A 17,047-nucleotide genomic window follows, 5' to 3' on the forward strand; every position below is an offset into this window, starting at 1 on the left:
CCGCCCTTTCGGGCGGTTCAAAAAACTCGGCCTTGATCAAAAACCGAGGGAGAAACTCACCGTCACCGCATGGTCCTTGTCGTTGCGCGAGAGTTGACCCGAATAGCCCAGGCCCAGCTTGCCGTTCTGGCTGATCTGGTAATCCAGGCCCGCTTCCACCACCGCGCTGTCCTTGGCAATCGGCACGCCCTGGGTGCTGAACGAGCCACCGCCATTGATGAAGCTCAGGTCGGCGTCAGGCTTGGTATCGCCGAAGGCATGGCGCCAGCCGATGCTGCCCCGTGGGGTGATTTTCGAGCCGTTGCCCAAGGTGAGGGTCTGGCCGATGCGCACGCCCAGGGTCGAGTAGGTGATGCTCTGGTCAGCGTCGCCACGCAGGGCTGCCGAACCGCCTTTTTCCTTGATCGTGTCGCTGTCGTAGTTGACGTAAGCCAGGCCGGCGAACGGTTCGAGGGCGACGCTGGCGGTTTGGATGGTATAGCCGACTTCACCGAACACCTGTGCACTGCGTGCCTTGTAGTCGGCTTTCAGGCGTTGGCCCGCACCGCCGACAGACACGTTGCGTTTGCTTTCGACGTCATGCCAGCTGTACGCCACGCCCATGCGTGCGGCGAAGGCTTCCTGCTGGTAGGCGGTGTAGGCCATCAAGTGGTAGCTGTCCACATCGGCACTGGAGTTACGACGCTTGGCATCCAGGTCGCTGCGGGTGTAGCCGGCGGCCGCGCCGACGCGCCAGGCGTCGTCCACTTGCTTGTCGGTGCCGAGCAGGAAGCCGCTGAGGTTGCGGTCCAGCTTGGCGGTGTTGCTGTCACCGCCCATATGGCCCCAGGTGCCGAGTACGCGCATCCAACCGACCATCTCGCCGTGGCAACCGGCACTGGTCAGACGGTTTTCGCTTGGCGCCAGGGCATTGCGTGGGTCATCCTCGCGGTAGCAACCGGGTTGGCGCATGCGCTCGTTGACCGCGTCACGTACGTACCGCGAATCTTCGAGCATCGCGCTGGCGGTGCTGGCATGAATCTCGCCAGACAAGCTGTCGAAGGCTGCGCGCGCCCCTGCCACGTCAGAATTGAGCAACGCGTTCTGCACCGCTGCGCCACCGACGGCTGCACCACTGCCCAATGCCGCCGCCACGCCGCGCTGGTTAGCGGTAGCCGCCACACTGGCGTAGCTGACGTTATTACGGCTGACCGCCAGGGCTACCTGGGTTGGGCTGTAGTTAAGCGCGGTAGTGAGGAACGCCAGGTTCTCCAGGTTGGTGGTGGCAAAGGTGCCGTTGACCGCGCCCGCGGTCAGCAGTGTGTAGGTGGTCGCGCCGGCATAGGGTGCCAGGTTGATCACATTCAAGGTGCCGCCCAGGTTAGCAGTGCCGCCCACGGCCAGGGAGCCGGTGGTGGATGGGGTAATCACCAGGTTCAGCGCGCCGGTGCTGGCGTTGGTGAAGTTGCCGGCCACGCTCAACTTGCCGCCGTCAGGCGTTACCGAGCCGTTGTTGACCAGCGAACCGACGCTGCCGTTGCCGGTCAGGCCCGCACCGTTGGCCACGGTGACTTGGCCGCCGAGCACGGCGCCTGGGTTGGCCGCGTTGCCCACTTGCAACACGCCCTCTTCTACCGCCACGGTGCCGCTGAACGGCTGGTTGCCGGTCAGCAGGAGCGCGCCTGCGCCTTGCTTGATCAGCGCACCGGTGCCGCTCAAGGTGCCGCTGAATTGGCCATTGGTGCGTTGGGCAAACAACAACCGAGCGTTGTTGAGGATCCTGCCACGCAGGCTGGTGGTGGTGCCCGCAAGCGTACCGCCACTGACGGTAGTGCCGCCGGTGTAGGTATTCGCGCCAGTCAGCAGCAAGGTACCGGCATCCAGTTTGTTGATGCCGCCGGTTCCCACCAGCGGTGCATCGATCTGGGCCGTCACGCCGGAATTGACTCGCACCGCCGCCAGGCTGCCATCCGCCGCGTTGGTCGGGCTCAAGCTGCCGCCTTCGCCGGCCGTCAGCACGTAGCCGGCGTCCAGCACTTGCAGACCGGTAAAGCCTTGGTTACCGACAACCGTCACGGTACCGCCCTGCCCGCCAAATACGGCGAACTGGTTGGTGGACGCCTGCCCTTGGGTGCCGGTGGGGTCGGTCCAGTTGGTGCCCGGGCCCCAGGTACCACTGCCACCGGTGATGGTGCCATCGGGGTTGGTGGTGCCGCCGTTCCAGAACTGGATCTGCCCTGGGGCGGTTTGCACCACCAGGTTGAGCTGGTTGGCCAGCGCGGTTTGCAGGCTCACGTTGCCCAAAGCGACGGGCAAGGTGCCAAAGGTCAGGCCGTTATCGGTCAGGCTGCCGCCATAGCGGAACAGTTGATACACGCCCAGACCAAAGCCGCCCGCATCACTGACGTTAAGCGTTCCGTCCAGGGTCAGGTTGCCGGCCACATTCACCGCCGTGCTCGAAGCACCCGGGGCGCCGAGGGCAAAGTCCAGCGTGGTGCCCGATGACAACGCCAGCGAGCCGACCGACAGTGGTGTTGCCGCGCCCGCCTTGAGCACCGAACCGTCCGCCATGCTCACCGCACCGCCCAGGGTGCCGCTGCCGCCCAGGGTTGCGCCGCTGGCTACTTGCACCGCAGCGCTGTTGAGGGTGCCGTTGACCAACAGGCTGCCGGTGTTGACGTTGGTAGCGCCGGTAAAGGTGTTGTTACCGGTCAGCAGCAACGCACCGGTCCCGGTTTTGTTCAATACGCCAGTACCCGTGAGGTTGCCGGTGTAGGTACCGTCGGTGGCTTGCTCAAAGGTCAATGCCGCATTGTTGGCGATGGCGCCTTGCAGGCTGGTGGTATTGCCGGTTGTGGTGCCGCCGTTGAGGGTGGTACCACCGCTGTAGGTGTTGGCACCCGCCAGCAGCAAGGCGCCGCTGCCGTTTTTCACCAGGCTGCCGGTGCCGCTGACGACGCCGTTAAGGCCCAGGTCGTGGCTGCCGGCCAGAGTCAGCGGGCCACCCAGGTTGATGGCATTGGCCAGTTGCAGGTCAGTGCCTCCATCCAGTTGCGCAGCGCCACCGACAGTCAAGGCACCGCTGCCCAGTGCGGCGTTGTTGCCCAACACCAGCTGACCGACGTTGAGGCCCGTGCCGCCGCTGTAACTGTTGACGCCATTGAGGGTCAGGGTTGCAGCGCCGTTTTTCACCAGACTACCGCTGCCGCTGATGCCACCATTGAGGGTCAGTGCGTTGCTGCCGCCAATCGCCAGAGCGCCATTGACTACCGCCGCATTGGCCAGGGTCACCGCCGCATTGCTGTCCAGGGTGGTGCCACCCGCCGCTGTCAGCACGCCGGTGCCCAAGGCACTGTTGTTGCCGACCACCAGGGTGCCGCCATTGAGCGCGGTGCCGCCGGTGTAGCCATTGGCGCCATTAAGCACCAGGGTGCCGCTGTCGAGCTTGGCCAGGGTACCGGCACCGTTGAGCGTGACACCGAGGGTAGCGGTAACGTTCGGGTCGACGCGCACCGCGGTGTTGCCGGTGCCGCCATTGACCAGGTTAAGCACCCCCGCAGCGCCGGAGGCCAGGTTATAGCCATCGGTGACGAACTGCATGCCGGTGATGTTTTGCGTGCCGTCCACCGTCACATTGCCGGCCGCGCCCTGGAACACTGCGAAGCTATTGGTCCAGCCTTGGTTGAGCGTGCCGTCGACATTGGTCCAGTTGGTATTACCGGCGCTCCAGGTACCGTTACCACCGTCGATGGCAGCGTTGCCGATCAGGTTATTGCCATCCCAGAACTGCACAGTGGTGTTAGGCGCAGTTACCAGCAGGTTGACCTTGTTGCTGATGGCGGTCTGCACTTGCAGATCGCCCGGCACCACGCTGCCCGGCAATACGCCGAGGGTCAGGCCGTTATTGGTCAGCGCCCCGCCGTAGTTGATGAGGTTGTAAACGCCACTGCCAAAGCCGCCGATATCGGTGACGTTGAGGTTGCCGTCCAGGGTCAGGTCGCCGCCGACATTCAGCAGCCCGGTGCCGCCGCCCAGCACCGGGGTGCCAAGGCCGACATCCAGGTTGGAATTGCCGCCCAGCACCAGCGAGCCCACCGACAGCGTGCTGCCGGTGTTCAGGCCGACATGGCCCCCGTCGGCAACGGTCACGGCACCGGCAAGGGTGCCACTGCCGGTCAGGGTCGCGCCGTTGTTGACCGCCACCGTGGCGCTGGCCAGGGAACCTGTGACATTCAAGGTGCCGCCATTGACATTGGCTGCGCCGCTGATGCCATTGGTGCCGCTCAGGTTGAGCACACCGCTGCCGTTTTTATCCAGGCCGCCGGTACCGCCCAGCGAACCGCCAAAGGTGTTGTCCAGGTTGCTGCCGCCCACCGCCAGCGTGCTACCGCCCGCCACCTGCACCGTGCCGTTGCCGGCCAGGGAATTGAGGCTGGCATTGCCACCCAGGTTGAGACTGGCGCCGCTGCCGACGGTCACGCCCGAGGTAGTGCCCAGCGCGCCGTTCCCCAGCGTGGTCACACTGCCGCCGGCCACGGTGAGTGGGCCGCTGAAGGTATTGCTGCCCGTCAGCAGCAGGTCCGCCGCGCCATTCTTGATCAGCGCCGCGTTGCCGGCCAGCACACCGGCCAGGGTCAGGTTATTGCTGCCTGCGACGGTCAGGTCGCCATTGAGATTGACCGCATTGGCCAGCACCAGTGGCGTGCTGTTGGCCAGGGTTGCCGCACCGCCGACGGTCAAGGCGCCCGAGCCCAGGGCAGTGGCATTGCCCAGGGTCAACGTACCGGCATTCAGAGTTGTGCCACCGCTGAAGGTGTTGGCACCGTTGAGCACCAGGTTGGAGGCACCGGCCTTGATCACGGAACCGCTGCCATCGACTACGCCATCAAGGCTCAGATCATTGCTGCCGCCGACTGTCAGCGCAGCATTCAGGCTGGTGTTATTGGCCAGGGCCAGTGCAGCGCTGGTATCCAGGGTCGCGACGCCATTGACTGCCAGAGCTCCACTGCCCAGGGCCGACGCGTTGCCCAGGGTCAAGGACCCCGCGTTCAATTGGGTGCCACCGAGGTAGGCATTGGCGCCATTGAGGGTCAAGTTGCCCGCACCGGTTTTGGTCAGGCCGCCCGCACCGCTGACCACGCCGTTCAGGCTCAGGTCGGCAGTCCCCAGAATGCCCAGGTTACCGGCCAGGTTCACCGTATTGGCCAAAGCCACCGTCGTGTTGCTGTCAAGACTGGTACCGGCTGCCGCGTTCAAGGCACCACTGCCCAGTGCGGTGTTGGAGGCGACGATCAAGCCGCCGGCGTTGAGTGCGGTTGGCCCGGCATAGGTGTTGTTGCCACTGAGGGTCAGGTTGGCGATGCCATTTTTGATCAGGCTGCCGGTGCCCGCCACGTTACCGGCCAGGGTCAAGGCATTGCTGCCAGCGATGGTCAGCGCACCGTTGACGTCCACATTATTGGCCAGGTTGACCGCCGCGTTGCTGTCCAACGTAGTGCCATTGGCGGTGGTCAACAGGCCGCTGCCCAGGGCACTGTCGTTACCGACCACCAGCGTGCCGCCATTGAGCGCGGTGCCGCCGGTGTAGCTGTTGGCGCCGTTGAGCACCAGGGTGCCTGTGTCGAGCTTGGCCAGGGTACCGCCACCATTGAGCATGACACCCAGGGTCGCGGTGACGCCAGGGTCGACCCGCACGGCGGTGTTGCCGCCGGTACCATTGAACAGGGTCAAGGCCCCCGCCGTGCCACCCGCCAGGTTGTAGCCATCCGTGACGAACTGCAACCCAGTGATAGCTTGCGCGCCGTCAACGGTGACGGTGCCCGCCGTACCTTGGAACACCGCGAAGCTGTTCGGCGCCCAGGCTGTGTTAAATGCGCCATTGACGCCGGTCCAGTTGCCGGTGCCTGCGCTCCAGGTGCCGCTGCCGCCTTCGATGGCGCCGTTGCCGGTGATCTGGCTGCCATCCCAGAACTGCACGTTGGTACTGCCGTTGACCAGCAGGTTGACCTGGTTGCCGATGGCGGTTTGCAGGTCCAGGTCGGCAGCCGGGATATTCACCGGCAGGCTGCCCAGTTGCAGGCCGTTATTGGTCAGGCCGCCGGTGTAGTCGATCAGGCGATAGATACCGGTGCCGAAGCCGCCGATATCACTCACGTTGAGCGTACCGTCCAGGGTCAGGTTGCCGTTGACCTGTACCAGTGCCGTACCGCCGGTGGATGGCGCGCCGAGGCCCGCATCCAGGTTGGAGTTGGCATTGAGCAGCAACGCGCCGGTGGTCAGGGTTGCGCCCGAGTTAACCGCCAGGTGGCCGCCATCGGCGATGACCACATTGCCCAGCAAGGTACCGGTACCGCCCAGGGTCGCGCCGCTGCCCACGTTCACATTGGCGCTGGCCAATGAGCCGTTGACGAGCAGGCTGCCGCCATTGACCAGCGTATCGCCGGTCAACACGCTGAGGCCACCGAGGGTCAGGGCACCCGTGCCATCCTTGGCAAAGTTGCCGAGCCCCGCCAAAACGCCACCGAACGTGCTGTCGAGGTTATTGGCGCCGACACTCAAGGTATCGCCTGCCCCGACTGTCGCAAGCCCAGTGCCGGTGAGCGCGCCCAGGCTGGCGGTGCCGCCCAGGTTCAAGGAGGTACCGCCCGCCAGATTGACGCCGGCACCCACACCCAATGCGCCATTGCCCACGGTGGTAAGGCTGCCCGCTTGCACATCGAACAAGCCGTTGAAGGTGTTGTTGCCGGTCAGGCTCAAATCAGCCGTGCCGGTTTTGATCAGGTCACCGCTGCCTGCCAGCACACCCGCGAGGGTCAGGTTGTTATTGAGGCCGCCCACGGTCAGGCCCGCATTGAGGTTGATCGCGTTGGCCAGCACCAGCGGTGTGCTGTTGGCCAGGGTGGCCGCACCGCCGACCGTCAAGGCGCCGGTACCCAGCGCCGCTGCGGTGCCGAGGGTCAAGGTGCCCGCATTGAGGGTGGTGCCGCCTTGATAGATATTGACGCCATTGAGCGTCAGGTTGGCGGCCCCGTCCTTGACCAACGCGCCAGTGCCACTGAGCAGGCCAGCCATTGTCAGGTCATTGCTGCCGGCCACGGTCAGCGCCGAGTTCAGGATGGCATTATTGCCGACGGTCAAGGCTGCATTGCTATCCAGGGTTGCTGCCCCTCCGACGGTGAGATTGCCCAGCCCCAGCGCCGCCGCATTGCCCAGGGTGAGCGTACCGGCGTTCAGTGTGGTGCCGCCGAGGAAAGCATTGGCGCCTGTGAGGGTCAGGTTGGCCGCACCGTCTTTCGTCAGGCTGCCGGCGCCATTGACCGCACCGGTCAGCGCCAGGTCGGCGGTGCCGCCGATGCCCAGGTTGCCCGCCAGGTTAATTGCATTGTTGACGGTCAGCGCAGTGCTCGCATCCAGAGTCGTGCCGCCCGCCGCATTGAGTACACCATTGCCCAACGCGGTATTGGCCGCCAGCACCAGACCACCTGCGTTCAAGGCCACCGGGCCAAGGAAGGTATTGCTGCCGCCCAGGGTCACACTGGCGGCGCCATTTTTGATCAAGCCGCCTGCGCCGCCAATCACGCCGCTGAGCACCAGCGCGTTGCTGCCCGCCAGGTTCAAGTTGCCGTTGAGGGTAATGTCATTGCCAAGCGCTGCTGCGGTATTGCTGTCCAGGGTGGTGCCCGCCGCTGCGGTCAGGGCGCCAGTGCCCAGCGCGGTGTTGCTGCCGACCACCAACGTGCCGCCGTTAAGCAAGGTGCCCCCGGTGTAGCTGTTGGCGCCACCGAGTACCAGTGTGCCGGTATCGAGTTTATCCAGGACGCCCGCCCCGGTGATATCCACGCCAATAGTCGCGGTCGCCAGCGGGTCGACACGCACCGCGAAGTTGCCGCTGCCGGTGCTCAGCTGCCCGCCGGTGCCATTGACCAGGTTGTAGCCATCGGTGACGAACTGCATGCCGGTAAGAGCCTGCACGCCCTCCACGCTGACCGTACCGGCCGCGCCCTGGAACACTGCAAAACCACCGCCCCAGGTCTGGTTGAGAATGCCGTCGGCCGAGGTCCAGTTGGTGCCGCCCGCCGTCCAGGTGCCGCTGCCACCGTTAACGCTGCCGTTGGCCACGGTTTCGCTGCCGTCCCAGAACCGGATGTTCGGTGCCGACACCACCAGATTGACCTGGTTACTCAACGACGTTTGTACCAACAGGTCACCCAGGCCATAGCCCAACGGCACGCTGTTGACGTTTAATGCGCCGGTCAGGCTGCCGGTGTAGTTGATCAACCGATACACACCGGCGCCGAAGCCACCGGCATCGCTCACATTGAGGTTGCCGGCCAGGTCCACATTGCCCCCGACATTCAGCAACGACGTCAGCGAAGGCGCACCGAGCGCCACATCCAGATTGCCGCCAGCGCTCATGCTCAAGCTGCCGGCGGATAAGGTCGCCCCGCTGTTCAAGGCCAGGTGCCCGCCGTTATTGATATTCACAGCCCCCAACAGCGAACCGGTACCGGTCAGGGTGCCGCCGCTGTTCACGTCAACCACTGCACTGCCCAGGGAACCGGTGAGGTTCAAAGTGCCGGCGTTGATCTGCGTGTTACCGCTGATGCCGTTGATCCCGGTAAGGTCCAACGTGCCGGTGCCGACCTTGATCAAGCCACCCGCGCCACTGAGGCTACCGTCAAAAGTACTGCTGGTGCTCAGGCCACCTACGCTGAGATTGAAACCTCCGCCCACCGCCACGTCGCCCGTGCCGCTGAGGCCGGCCAGGCTGGAATCCACATTCAGGTTCAGCGCCGCACCGGCTGCCACGTTGGCGCCGGAACTGCCCGCCAGGGCATCGGCACTCAACAGTGTGACGCTGCCGGACAAAATATCCACGGCGCCAGTGAAGGTGTTACTGCCCGACAGCGCCAGATCGGCCAAGCCATTTTTGATCAGGCCACCCGCGCCGCTGATCACGCCGTTCAGGGCCAGGTCGTTGTTGCCTGCCAGGCTCAAGTCGACATTCAGGGCAATGGCGTTGCCGATCCCGAAGGCTGCGCTGTTATCCAGGGTGGCGGCGCCGCCGACCGTCAAGGCGCCGCTGCCCAGCGCGCCCGCTGTGCCGAGGGTCAAGGTACCTGCATTGAGGGTGGCGCCACCGCTGAAGGTGTTGGTGCCGTTGAGGGTGAGGTTGGCCAAGCCGTCCTTGATCAGCGGGCCCGCGCCGCTGATGGCATTGCCCAGGGTCAGCGCGTTGGTGCCGCCCAGGGTCAGCCCGGCATTGAGAACAATGCCATTGTTCAGCGCAACCGCGGTGCTGCTGTCCAGGGTCGCCGCACCACCGACTGTCAGTGGGCCAAGGCCCAGGGCCGTGTTGCTGCCGACGGTCAGTGTGCCTGCATTCAGGGTGGTGCCACCCAGGAAGCCATTGGTGCCGCTGAGAATCAGGTTGGCCGCGCCGGTTTTAGTCAGGCTACCGGCACCATTGATGCCACCGCTCAGGGTCAGGTCGGCGGTGCCACCAATGCCCAGGTTGCCCGCCAGGTTGACCGCATTGGTCAAGGTGACGGCCGTGCTGGCATCCAGAGTCGTGCCCGCCGCCGCATTCAAGGCTCCGCTGCCCAACGCGGTAGCGGAACCCACCACCAGCCCACCGGCATTCAGCGCGGTAATGCCGGTGCGGGTGTTGTTGCCGGTCAGGGTCAACAGGCCCGCACCGGTTTTGATCAGGCTGCCGGCACCGGACATGACCCCGCCCAACGTCAGCGGGTTGGTACCGGCCAGCGTCAGGTTGGCGCCCAGCGCCACGTTGTTGGTGAGTAACGACGCACCGCCAGCATTCAGGTTGGCAGCGCCCGTTACACTCAAACTGCCACTGCCCAATGCCGTGTTATTGCCCAACACCAGCGTGCCGGCACCCAAGCTGGTGGTGCCGGTGTAACCGCTATTAACACCGTTGAGGGTCAGGCTGCCCGCACCGCTGTGGGTGATCCCACTGGCGCCGGAAATCGCCCCCCCCAAGGTCAGCGCACCGGCCACGTCGGTGGTCAGGTTGCCGTTCAGGGTCAGCGCATTACCCAGGCTGACAGTGCCGGGGGCTTGCAAGGTGGTGGCTGCGCTGACCGTCACCGCGCCGCTGCTCAAGGCGAGGTTATTGCCCAGTTGCACCGAACCGCCGGCCAGGTTTGTCGCGCCGGTGTAGGTATTGGCACCGCTGAGGATCAATTGCCCGGTACCGGCCTTGGTCAAGCCGCCGGCCCCCGAGAGCACGCCGCTCAAGGTCAGGCCGGTCGAGGCCCCCTGCACGGTCAAGCCGCCCGTGCCCAGGGTCAGCAAATTGGACAGGGTCAAGCCATTGCCGGTGGCCTCGATGGTCCCGCCGTTGGTGGTCAGTACACCGGTGCCGAAGGTGGTGTTGCTATCGAACTGCGAGATGCCGCCATTGAGAGTGGTGCTGCCGCTGACCAAAGGCCCTTGCAGGGTCCAGGTGCCGCTGTTGATGGTCAGGTTGTTGAAGTTGACATAGTTGGCACTCGACGCGATGCCCGTCCCCGTGGCACCACCGCCGACGCCGGTGGTGTTCTGCAAGATCAAGGTGTTGCTGCCCAGTGCGCCGCCGTCGACCTGGCCGGTGGGCGCGAATGTCAGGTTCACACCCAGCAGTCCGCCCAGGCTCAGGCCCGCACCGCCGCCGTTCGTTACGCTTGAACCCGTCACAGCAGTGAAGGTGTTGATGCTGCCGGCCCCCATCGACACACCGCCGGAGATGGTCCCGGTGTTGATAAAGGTGTTGCCGGTGGCGGAGCTTTCGAACGCTACGCGCCCGGTCAAGGTGCCGTTATTGGTCATGTTGACCTGCCCGCCGCCCTGTACTGCCACCACCGGGGTATCGGAAGTGAACAGTGAGACGCCGAGCAAGGACGAAGAGCCGATGGTGCCGTTGTTGACGATGGTGGTGATGCCGCCTGCGCCGTTGGTGGCGTTCAGCGCCATGCCATCGAGCGAAGCCAGGTTGACCCCGAGCAGCGCACCGGTGCCGCGCATGATGCCGCTGGCGGTGTTGGTGATGTTCAATGCGCTGGCTGCCGTGTTGCCGATCACGACGCCACCGCTCAACAATGAAACAAATCCGAGGACTGCCGGGTCAATGGTGCCGGAGTTGTTCAACGTCGTGTTGTTGCCGGTCAGGGTCAATGCTTTGCCGCCCAGCGTTGCGTTGAGTTGCGCCCCGGCGTTGACATTGACCGTCAGGTTGTCGACCGCGCTGCTGAAGGTGTTGAGTAACAATGGCAATGACGGCACGCCCGTACAGGTGACCGTCGCGCCGAACGCAGGACTTGCCGGGGTACAGGCGGCGAGCACATCCGGGCTCGCCAGGCCCACGACCAGACCAGCCACGCCCAGGCGGATAGCAAGAGAAAGCGCAGAAATACGAGGTACAGCGGCAGTCACAAGTGTTCTATCCACGTTCTACTCCTTGTGGTGCAAGCGTTTCGTCCATGAATGCGTAAAGAGCCCGGGTTTAACCTTCCACACGCATCGAATTCGAAATACCTGACCGTGGTGACTAACAATCCAGTTTGTCGAAACGTTAGTAGAGCCACGGAAAAGTCATTGAATTAAATGGTATTAATACTTTCGTAAAACCCGGAAAAGAGCGGGGTGACAACCAACATCCATTGACTGTCGCGACAAAAATACAAGTTTCAAAATGTGAAAAAGCGCTCTAATAGCGCCCTGCCCCCTCTGCGCTGGAGCGCTTTTTTGTGGCGAGGGAGATTGCTCCCTCGCCACAGCAGCGGTTAGCCGTTGATTCAAGTAAACAATGGAGTTCGCAATGCCCCATGAAGGCAACCTGTTACAAGCGGCCGTAGTGTTCCTGCTCGCCGCCGTGCTCACCGTGCCCCTGGCCAAGCGCCTGCAACTGGGCGCGGTGCTGGGCTATCTGTTTGCCGGTGTGATCATCGGCCCGTCGGTTCTCGGCCTGATCGGCAACCCGCAAAGCGTGGCGCAGTTCTCTGAACTGGGCGTGGTGCTGTTGCTGTTCATCATTGGCCTGGAGCTGTCGCCCAAACGCTTGTGGGTGATGCGCAAGGCGGTGTTCGGTGTCGGCCTGGCCCAGGTGCTGCTCACCGGGTTAGTCATGGGCGCGGTGGCGCTGTGGCTGTTTGGCCAGCCCTGGAACAGCGCCATCGTGCTGGGCCTGGGCCTGGCGCTGTCCTCGACCGCGTTTGGCCTGCAAAGCCTGGCCGAGCGCAAGGAGCTCAACCAGCCCCACGGGCGTCTGGCTTTCGCCATCCTGCTGTTTCAGGACATCGCGGCTATCCCGCTGATCGCCCTCGTGCCTCTGCTGGCCGGTGGCAGTCACACCACCACCGAAGCCGAGGGCTTGCGCCATGGTTTGCAGGTACTAGGCAGCATCGCCGTGGTCATCATCGGTGGGCGCTACCTGTTGCGTCCGGTGTTTCGCATCGTCGCCAAGACCGGCCTGCGCGAAGTGTCCACCGCCACCGCGCTGCTGGTGGTGATCGGCACCGCCTGGCTGATGGAACTGGTGGGCGTATCCATGGCCCTGGGGGCCTTCCTCGCCGGCCTGCTGCTGGCGGATTCGGAATACCGCCACGAACTGGAATCCCAGATCGAACCCTTCAAGGGCCTGCTGCTGGGGCTGTTTTTTATCAGTGTGGGCATGGGCGCCAACCTCAGCCTGCTGCTCAGTACGCCGCTGGTGGTGATCGGCCTGACCCTGCTGTTGATCGGCTTGAAACTGCCCCTGCTGTACGCCGTTGGCCGCATGGTCGGCGACCTCAATCGCGAAAGCGCCTTGCGCCTCGGCGTGGTGCTGGCGGCCGGGGGTGAATTCGCCTTCGTGGTGTTCAAGATCGGCCGCGACCAGGGGCTGTTCGAACCGCACCTCTACGATGTGCTGGTGCTGACCATCACCCTGTCCATGGCCTTGACCCCGCTGTTGCTGCTGGTGTGCCCGAAGCTGTTCAAACCCAAGGTCAAGCCGGTGGAAGTGCCGGAGGAATACCGCGCCATCGAAAGCGACGCGCCCCGCGTGGTCATCGCCGGCATGGGGCGGATGGGCCAGATCGTGGCGCGGATCCTGCGTGCGCAGAACATCTCGTTTATCGCCCTCGACACCTCGGTGGAAACCATCGAGCTGACCCGCAGTTTTGGCGGTATGCCGGTGTTCTACGGTGACCCCCAGCGCCCGGAAATCCTCCACGCGGCCAAGGTCGATCAGGCGGAATTCTTCGTCATTGCCATGGACGACCCGGAGATCAATATCAAGACCGCCGCCCTGGTGCGCAGCCTCTACCCGCACATGAAGATCATCGCCCGTGCCCGTAACCGTCAGCACGTGCACCGCCTGGTGGACCTGGACGCTTCACCGGTGCGCGAAACCTTCTATTCCAGCCTGGAAATGAGCCGCCGCACCCTGGTCGGCCTGGGTTTGAGCCAGGCTCAGGCAGATGCGCGCATCAATCGCTTCAAGACCCACGACCAGCAAGTGCTCGCCGCGCAACACGCGGTGTACGACGATGCGGCCAAAGTCATGCAAACCGCCCAGGAAGCCCGTACGGAACTGGCGCGTTTGTTTGAGATGGACAGGCTTGAGGAAGAGTCCGACAAGGTGTGACATGGAGAATGAACGAAATTGCGAATTTTCTGACAGAATACGCCGCAATTTCGTTCATCCCTGGAGCGCCACATGGCCACGTTCACCAAGACCGCAGTGCTGCTGGCCCTCGCGCTTACCGCCGGCAGCGTGTTCGCTGCCGCCAAGCCGACCACGCAAAAAATTTCCACCCTGGGTGGCAAGTTCACCTTCAACCTGCCCAAGGCTTACAGCGCCGACACCCTACCCTCCGGCAAGGCTGAGGACGGCACCGCCGATACCCAGGGCACTCTGTATGCCAATTCAACAACGAAAAGCGTAGTGATCGTCGCCGAAACCGTGCGCAACGATGGGGCAACTATCAAGGATAACGACCCGCAGTTCCTTGATGGCGCCGTGGCTGATTTCGTCAAGGACCAGAGCGCCGCCCTGCCCGACTTCAAGAAGCTCGGCGAGAAGAAGCTGACCTACAAGGGCCTTGGCTTGCGCCAGGTGGACAGCAGCGCCACTCAGGGCGGCGGCAAGACCTTGAACTCCACATTCCTCGGCGGTTCCGGCAATCACTTGCTGGTGATTCAGGCGATTTCCCGGGCCGATGATGTGAAGGGTCATGCACAGTTGGTCAAGCAGATTACGGGCGGTAAGTAATTCACCGCCCTTTGCACATTTTTACTGGATGTTTAGTTCAGGCTTTTCTCCAGCCAGGCTTTCAAGTCCTGCACTTCGGCTTCGCTGATCGTGTGATTCATCCCCGGGTACCCATGAAACTCCGGCTTCAACCCCAACCCCACCAGCACCTCGTTCGCCTGGGTGCCCGACGCATACGGCAGCGCCTGGTCCAGGGTCCCGTGGCCAATAAAAATCGCCAGCTTGCCCAATGATTCCTTGGGCTTGAGCTGCGCCTTGAGCACCGGCAACACACTGCCGCTCAACGCCGCGATACCGCGCACCAGCTCGGGCTGACGCAGGGCCACTTCGTAAGACATGATCGCGCCCTGGCTGAACCCCACCAAAAACACCCGGTCGCTCCGGGTGTGGTACTTGGCGGTGGCTTTGCCGACAAAGTCTTCGATCAGTTTGGCGCTGCTTTGCAGGTCAGCGGTTTCGCCGTTGTAGTCAGGCTCATCGGTCTTGGTAAACCAGCGATAACCCTGGGGCTCTACCGGCATCGGCGCACGCACCGACAGGTAAGTCCAGGTCGGCGGCAACGCGTCCTTGATGCCAAACAAATCCTCCTCGTTGCTGCCAAAACCATGCAGGAAAATCACCAGCGGCTGGTTGCGCGCGTCGCCCTGGGTTTGTTCCAGATAGGCCAGCGGCAAGTCGTTGTGCAAGGTGGAATCGGCATGTGCGGCACTTGCGAACAGGGTCAGCGCCAGGGCAAAAACTTTGAGCATGGAAAGCGTCCTCAGGGTTTGCGCAACAAATAAGTGTCCATGATCCAACCATTGGCCAGGCGCGCCGCCTTGCGTACACGCTCGATCTCGGGCGCCACTTCACTCACTTTGCCGCTGATCAGGATTTCGTCCGGCGTGCCCAGGTAGGCGCCCCAGTAGATGTTAAGGTCCTGGTCGGCAACGCTGCAGTAAGAGTCTTCAGCATCAAGCATCACCACCAGGGTATCGGCATCACTGGCCTGCCCCGCCGCCAGGCGACGCCCGGTAGTGATTTCGACGGACTTGCCGATACGGTTGAGCGGCACCTTATGCTGGGCCGCCAGGGCCTGCACGCTGGTGATACCCGGGATCACTTCGAACTCGAACACGCACCGGCCGCTGGCCAGGATCGCCTGCAAAATGCGAATAGTGCTGTCGTACAGCGCAGGATCCCCCCAGGCCAGGAACGCCCCCACTTCACCGTCAGCCATTTCTTCGTTGATCATGCGCTCGAAGGTGTGCTGCTTATCGCGGTTAAGGTCTTGCACGGCGGTGGTGTAGTCAATTTCACCACGTACGCGCTCAGGGCAATCGGCCTCGACAAAACGGTAGCCGGGCTCGGTGATGTAGGTCTGGCAGATCTCACGGCGCAGGTCGATCAGCTTGTCCTTGCTCTGGCCCTTGTCCATCAGGAAGAACACGTCGGTACGGTTCAGCGCCTTCACGGCCTGCATCGTGATGTAGTCAGGGTTGCCGGCGCCAATGCCGATGATCAGGATGCGTTTCATGGGGTGCTCTCAGTGCGGGGCGTTGATTTTGCCATGATCTGCGCCCCACGCGTGAGTTTCCAGGCGCAGGCGCCAGACGCTGTTGAAGCGCAACTCAATGGCCGACAAGGGTTCGACGTCGATCCGATAGAACATCGAGACCGGGAACTGCATGACGCAGCGCATCGCGGCGCGAATCACGAACGGGTGGGTCACGGCGACTGTATGGCCGGGGTGGGTTTCGAGGGATTGGAGCCATCGGCCCACACGCGAACAGAGCTGATCCACCGACTCGCCGCCGTGGGGTGCGCAAGCGCTGTCGGTGCTCCAGGCCATCAGCGCTTCGCTATCGAGTTGGCTGATGTTCTGGCCTTTCCACGCGCCGAAGTCAGCATCGCGCAACGCCATTTCCACCTCGGCGTGGGCGCCGAACAAGCCGGCTGTCTGGCGGGTTCTGGCCTCGGGGCCGCAGAGCAGACGCGGTGTTTTCTTGTAGCGCCCGGCCAGGGTACACGCAGCACTTTGCCAATCCATCAACACGGACTCATCGTCGGGAAAACGTCCGTGTTTTTGCAAGGGCGTGATGGCGTGGCAGATAAGGGTCAAACGACTGGCGAGCATCGCATTTCACTTTATTTTCGGTAGGTTACTGCCCTCACTATCAACGATTAGCCTGATGAAGGGTAGGCGCGAGCTTGCTCGCGAAAAACATCAACGATAAAGCGTGCTTCCTGAATGAACGCGGCGCCTGTGAGTCTTTCGCGAGCAAGCTCGCTCCTACAGAGGCAAGCCCCCCTCCCGTATATAGTTAGGCGGGCGACGTCTCACTGACCGGCGCAGCTGCCGCCTGGGCCTGCAACTGTGCGGCTTGCTGGCTGTATTCGCGCAGGTAGACGATAAATTCCTGCAGCAGGCGATCCCACAGTTCCAGTTGGCTACGCAGATGCGAGGCGCCGACACCGGCCACCACCACGTCCATCTCCATCAACAGGAACTCCCCCTGCACCGACAACCGCGCAAAGCGCCGCGAGGCATTCCACACCTGGGCCAGGCCCTCGGGCAATTCGCCCTGCACCCGCAGTGCGCAGCTGTAGGTAAAGTCCACATAACTGCCCTGCTCGGCTGCCGGGTTGCCGAAACGCACGGCAAAACCGATGCCCTGGCTGGCGCTGAGCAATTGCACAACGCCATTTTGCTCGGACTGGTTGACCCGGTACCCGGCTTCCTGCAACAGCTCGGTGAGGCTTTGAATGGATACGCTGGTGATCAGTTGAACATCGCTCATAGTGGTCTCTTCCTTGTTGATCATTGATTAAGGC

General features: G+C 63.3%; 7 protein-coding genes. 2 read left to right on the forward strand and 5 right to left on the reverse strand.

Features of this window, described 5'->3' with window-relative positions; all coding sequences use genetic code 11:
* Positions 1-36 precede the first annotated feature (36 nt).
* A complete protein-coding gene (locus tag JFT63_RS25980; RefSeq protein WP_198845049.1) occupies positions 37-11,427 on the reverse strand; it encodes an autotransporter-associated beta strand repeat-containing protein in 11,391 nt (3,796 codons plus the stop codon).
* Between the two features lie 370 nt (positions 11,428-11,797).
* Between JFT63_RS25980 and JFT63_RS25985 the strand changes: the two genes are divergently transcribed.
* Entirely contained in the window at positions 11,798-13,606 is a 1,809-nt protein-coding gene (locus JFT63_RS25985) for a monovalent cation:proton antiporter-2 (CPA2) family protein (protein WP_198845050.1), read from the forward strand.
* 72 nt (positions 13,607-13,678) lie between these two features.
* Positions 13,679-14,233, forward strand: coding sequence for a hypothetical protein (locus JFT63_RS25990; RefSeq protein WP_057704506.1), 555 nt, complete (start codon positions 13,679-13,681; stop codon positions 14,231-14,233).
* Positions 14,234-14,265: 32 nt separating this feature from the next.
* On the opposite strand, the gene JFT63_RS25995 is transcribed toward JFT63_RS25990, so the two are convergent.
* The 4 genes from JFT63_RS25995 to JFT63_RS26010 all read right to left on the reverse strand — a co-directional run bounded on the left by JFT63_RS25995 (position 14,266) and on the right by JFT63_RS26010 (position 17,013).
* Entirely contained in the window at positions 14,266-14,982 is a 717-nt protein-coding gene (locus JFT63_RS25995; RefSeq protein ID WP_057704505.1) for an alpha/beta hydrolase, read from the reverse strand.
* 11 nt (positions 14,983-14,993) lie between these two features.
* Positions 14,994-15,749 (reverse strand): precorrin-6A synthase (deacetylating), encoded by a 756-nt coding sequence (gene cobF, locus JFT63_RS26000; RefSeq protein WP_198845051.1) that lies wholly within the window; start codon positions 15,747-15,749, stop codon positions 14,994-14,996.
* Positions 15,750-15,758: 9 nt separating this feature from the next.
* Entirely contained in the window at positions 15,759-16,349 is a 591-nt protein-coding gene (locus JFT63_RS26005) for a histidine phosphatase family protein (protein WP_198845052.1), read from the reverse strand.
* Positions 16,350-16,536: 187 nt separating this feature from the next.
* The gene (locus JFT63_RS26010) at positions 16,537-17,013 is read right to left on the reverse strand and encodes a YbjN domain-containing protein (RefSeq protein ID WP_057704502.1); all 477 of its coding nucleotides are present in this window, start codon (positions 17,011-17,013) and stop codon (positions 16,537-16,539) included.
* Between the last annotated feature and the right edge of the window lie 34 nt (positions 17,014-17,047).

The sequence above is a fragment of the Pseudomonas sp. MF7453 genome, from assembly GCF_016405455.1.
GTDB lineage: Bacteria > Pseudomonadota > Gammaproteobacteria > Pseudomonadales > Pseudomonadaceae > Aquipseudomonas > Aquipseudomonas paralactis.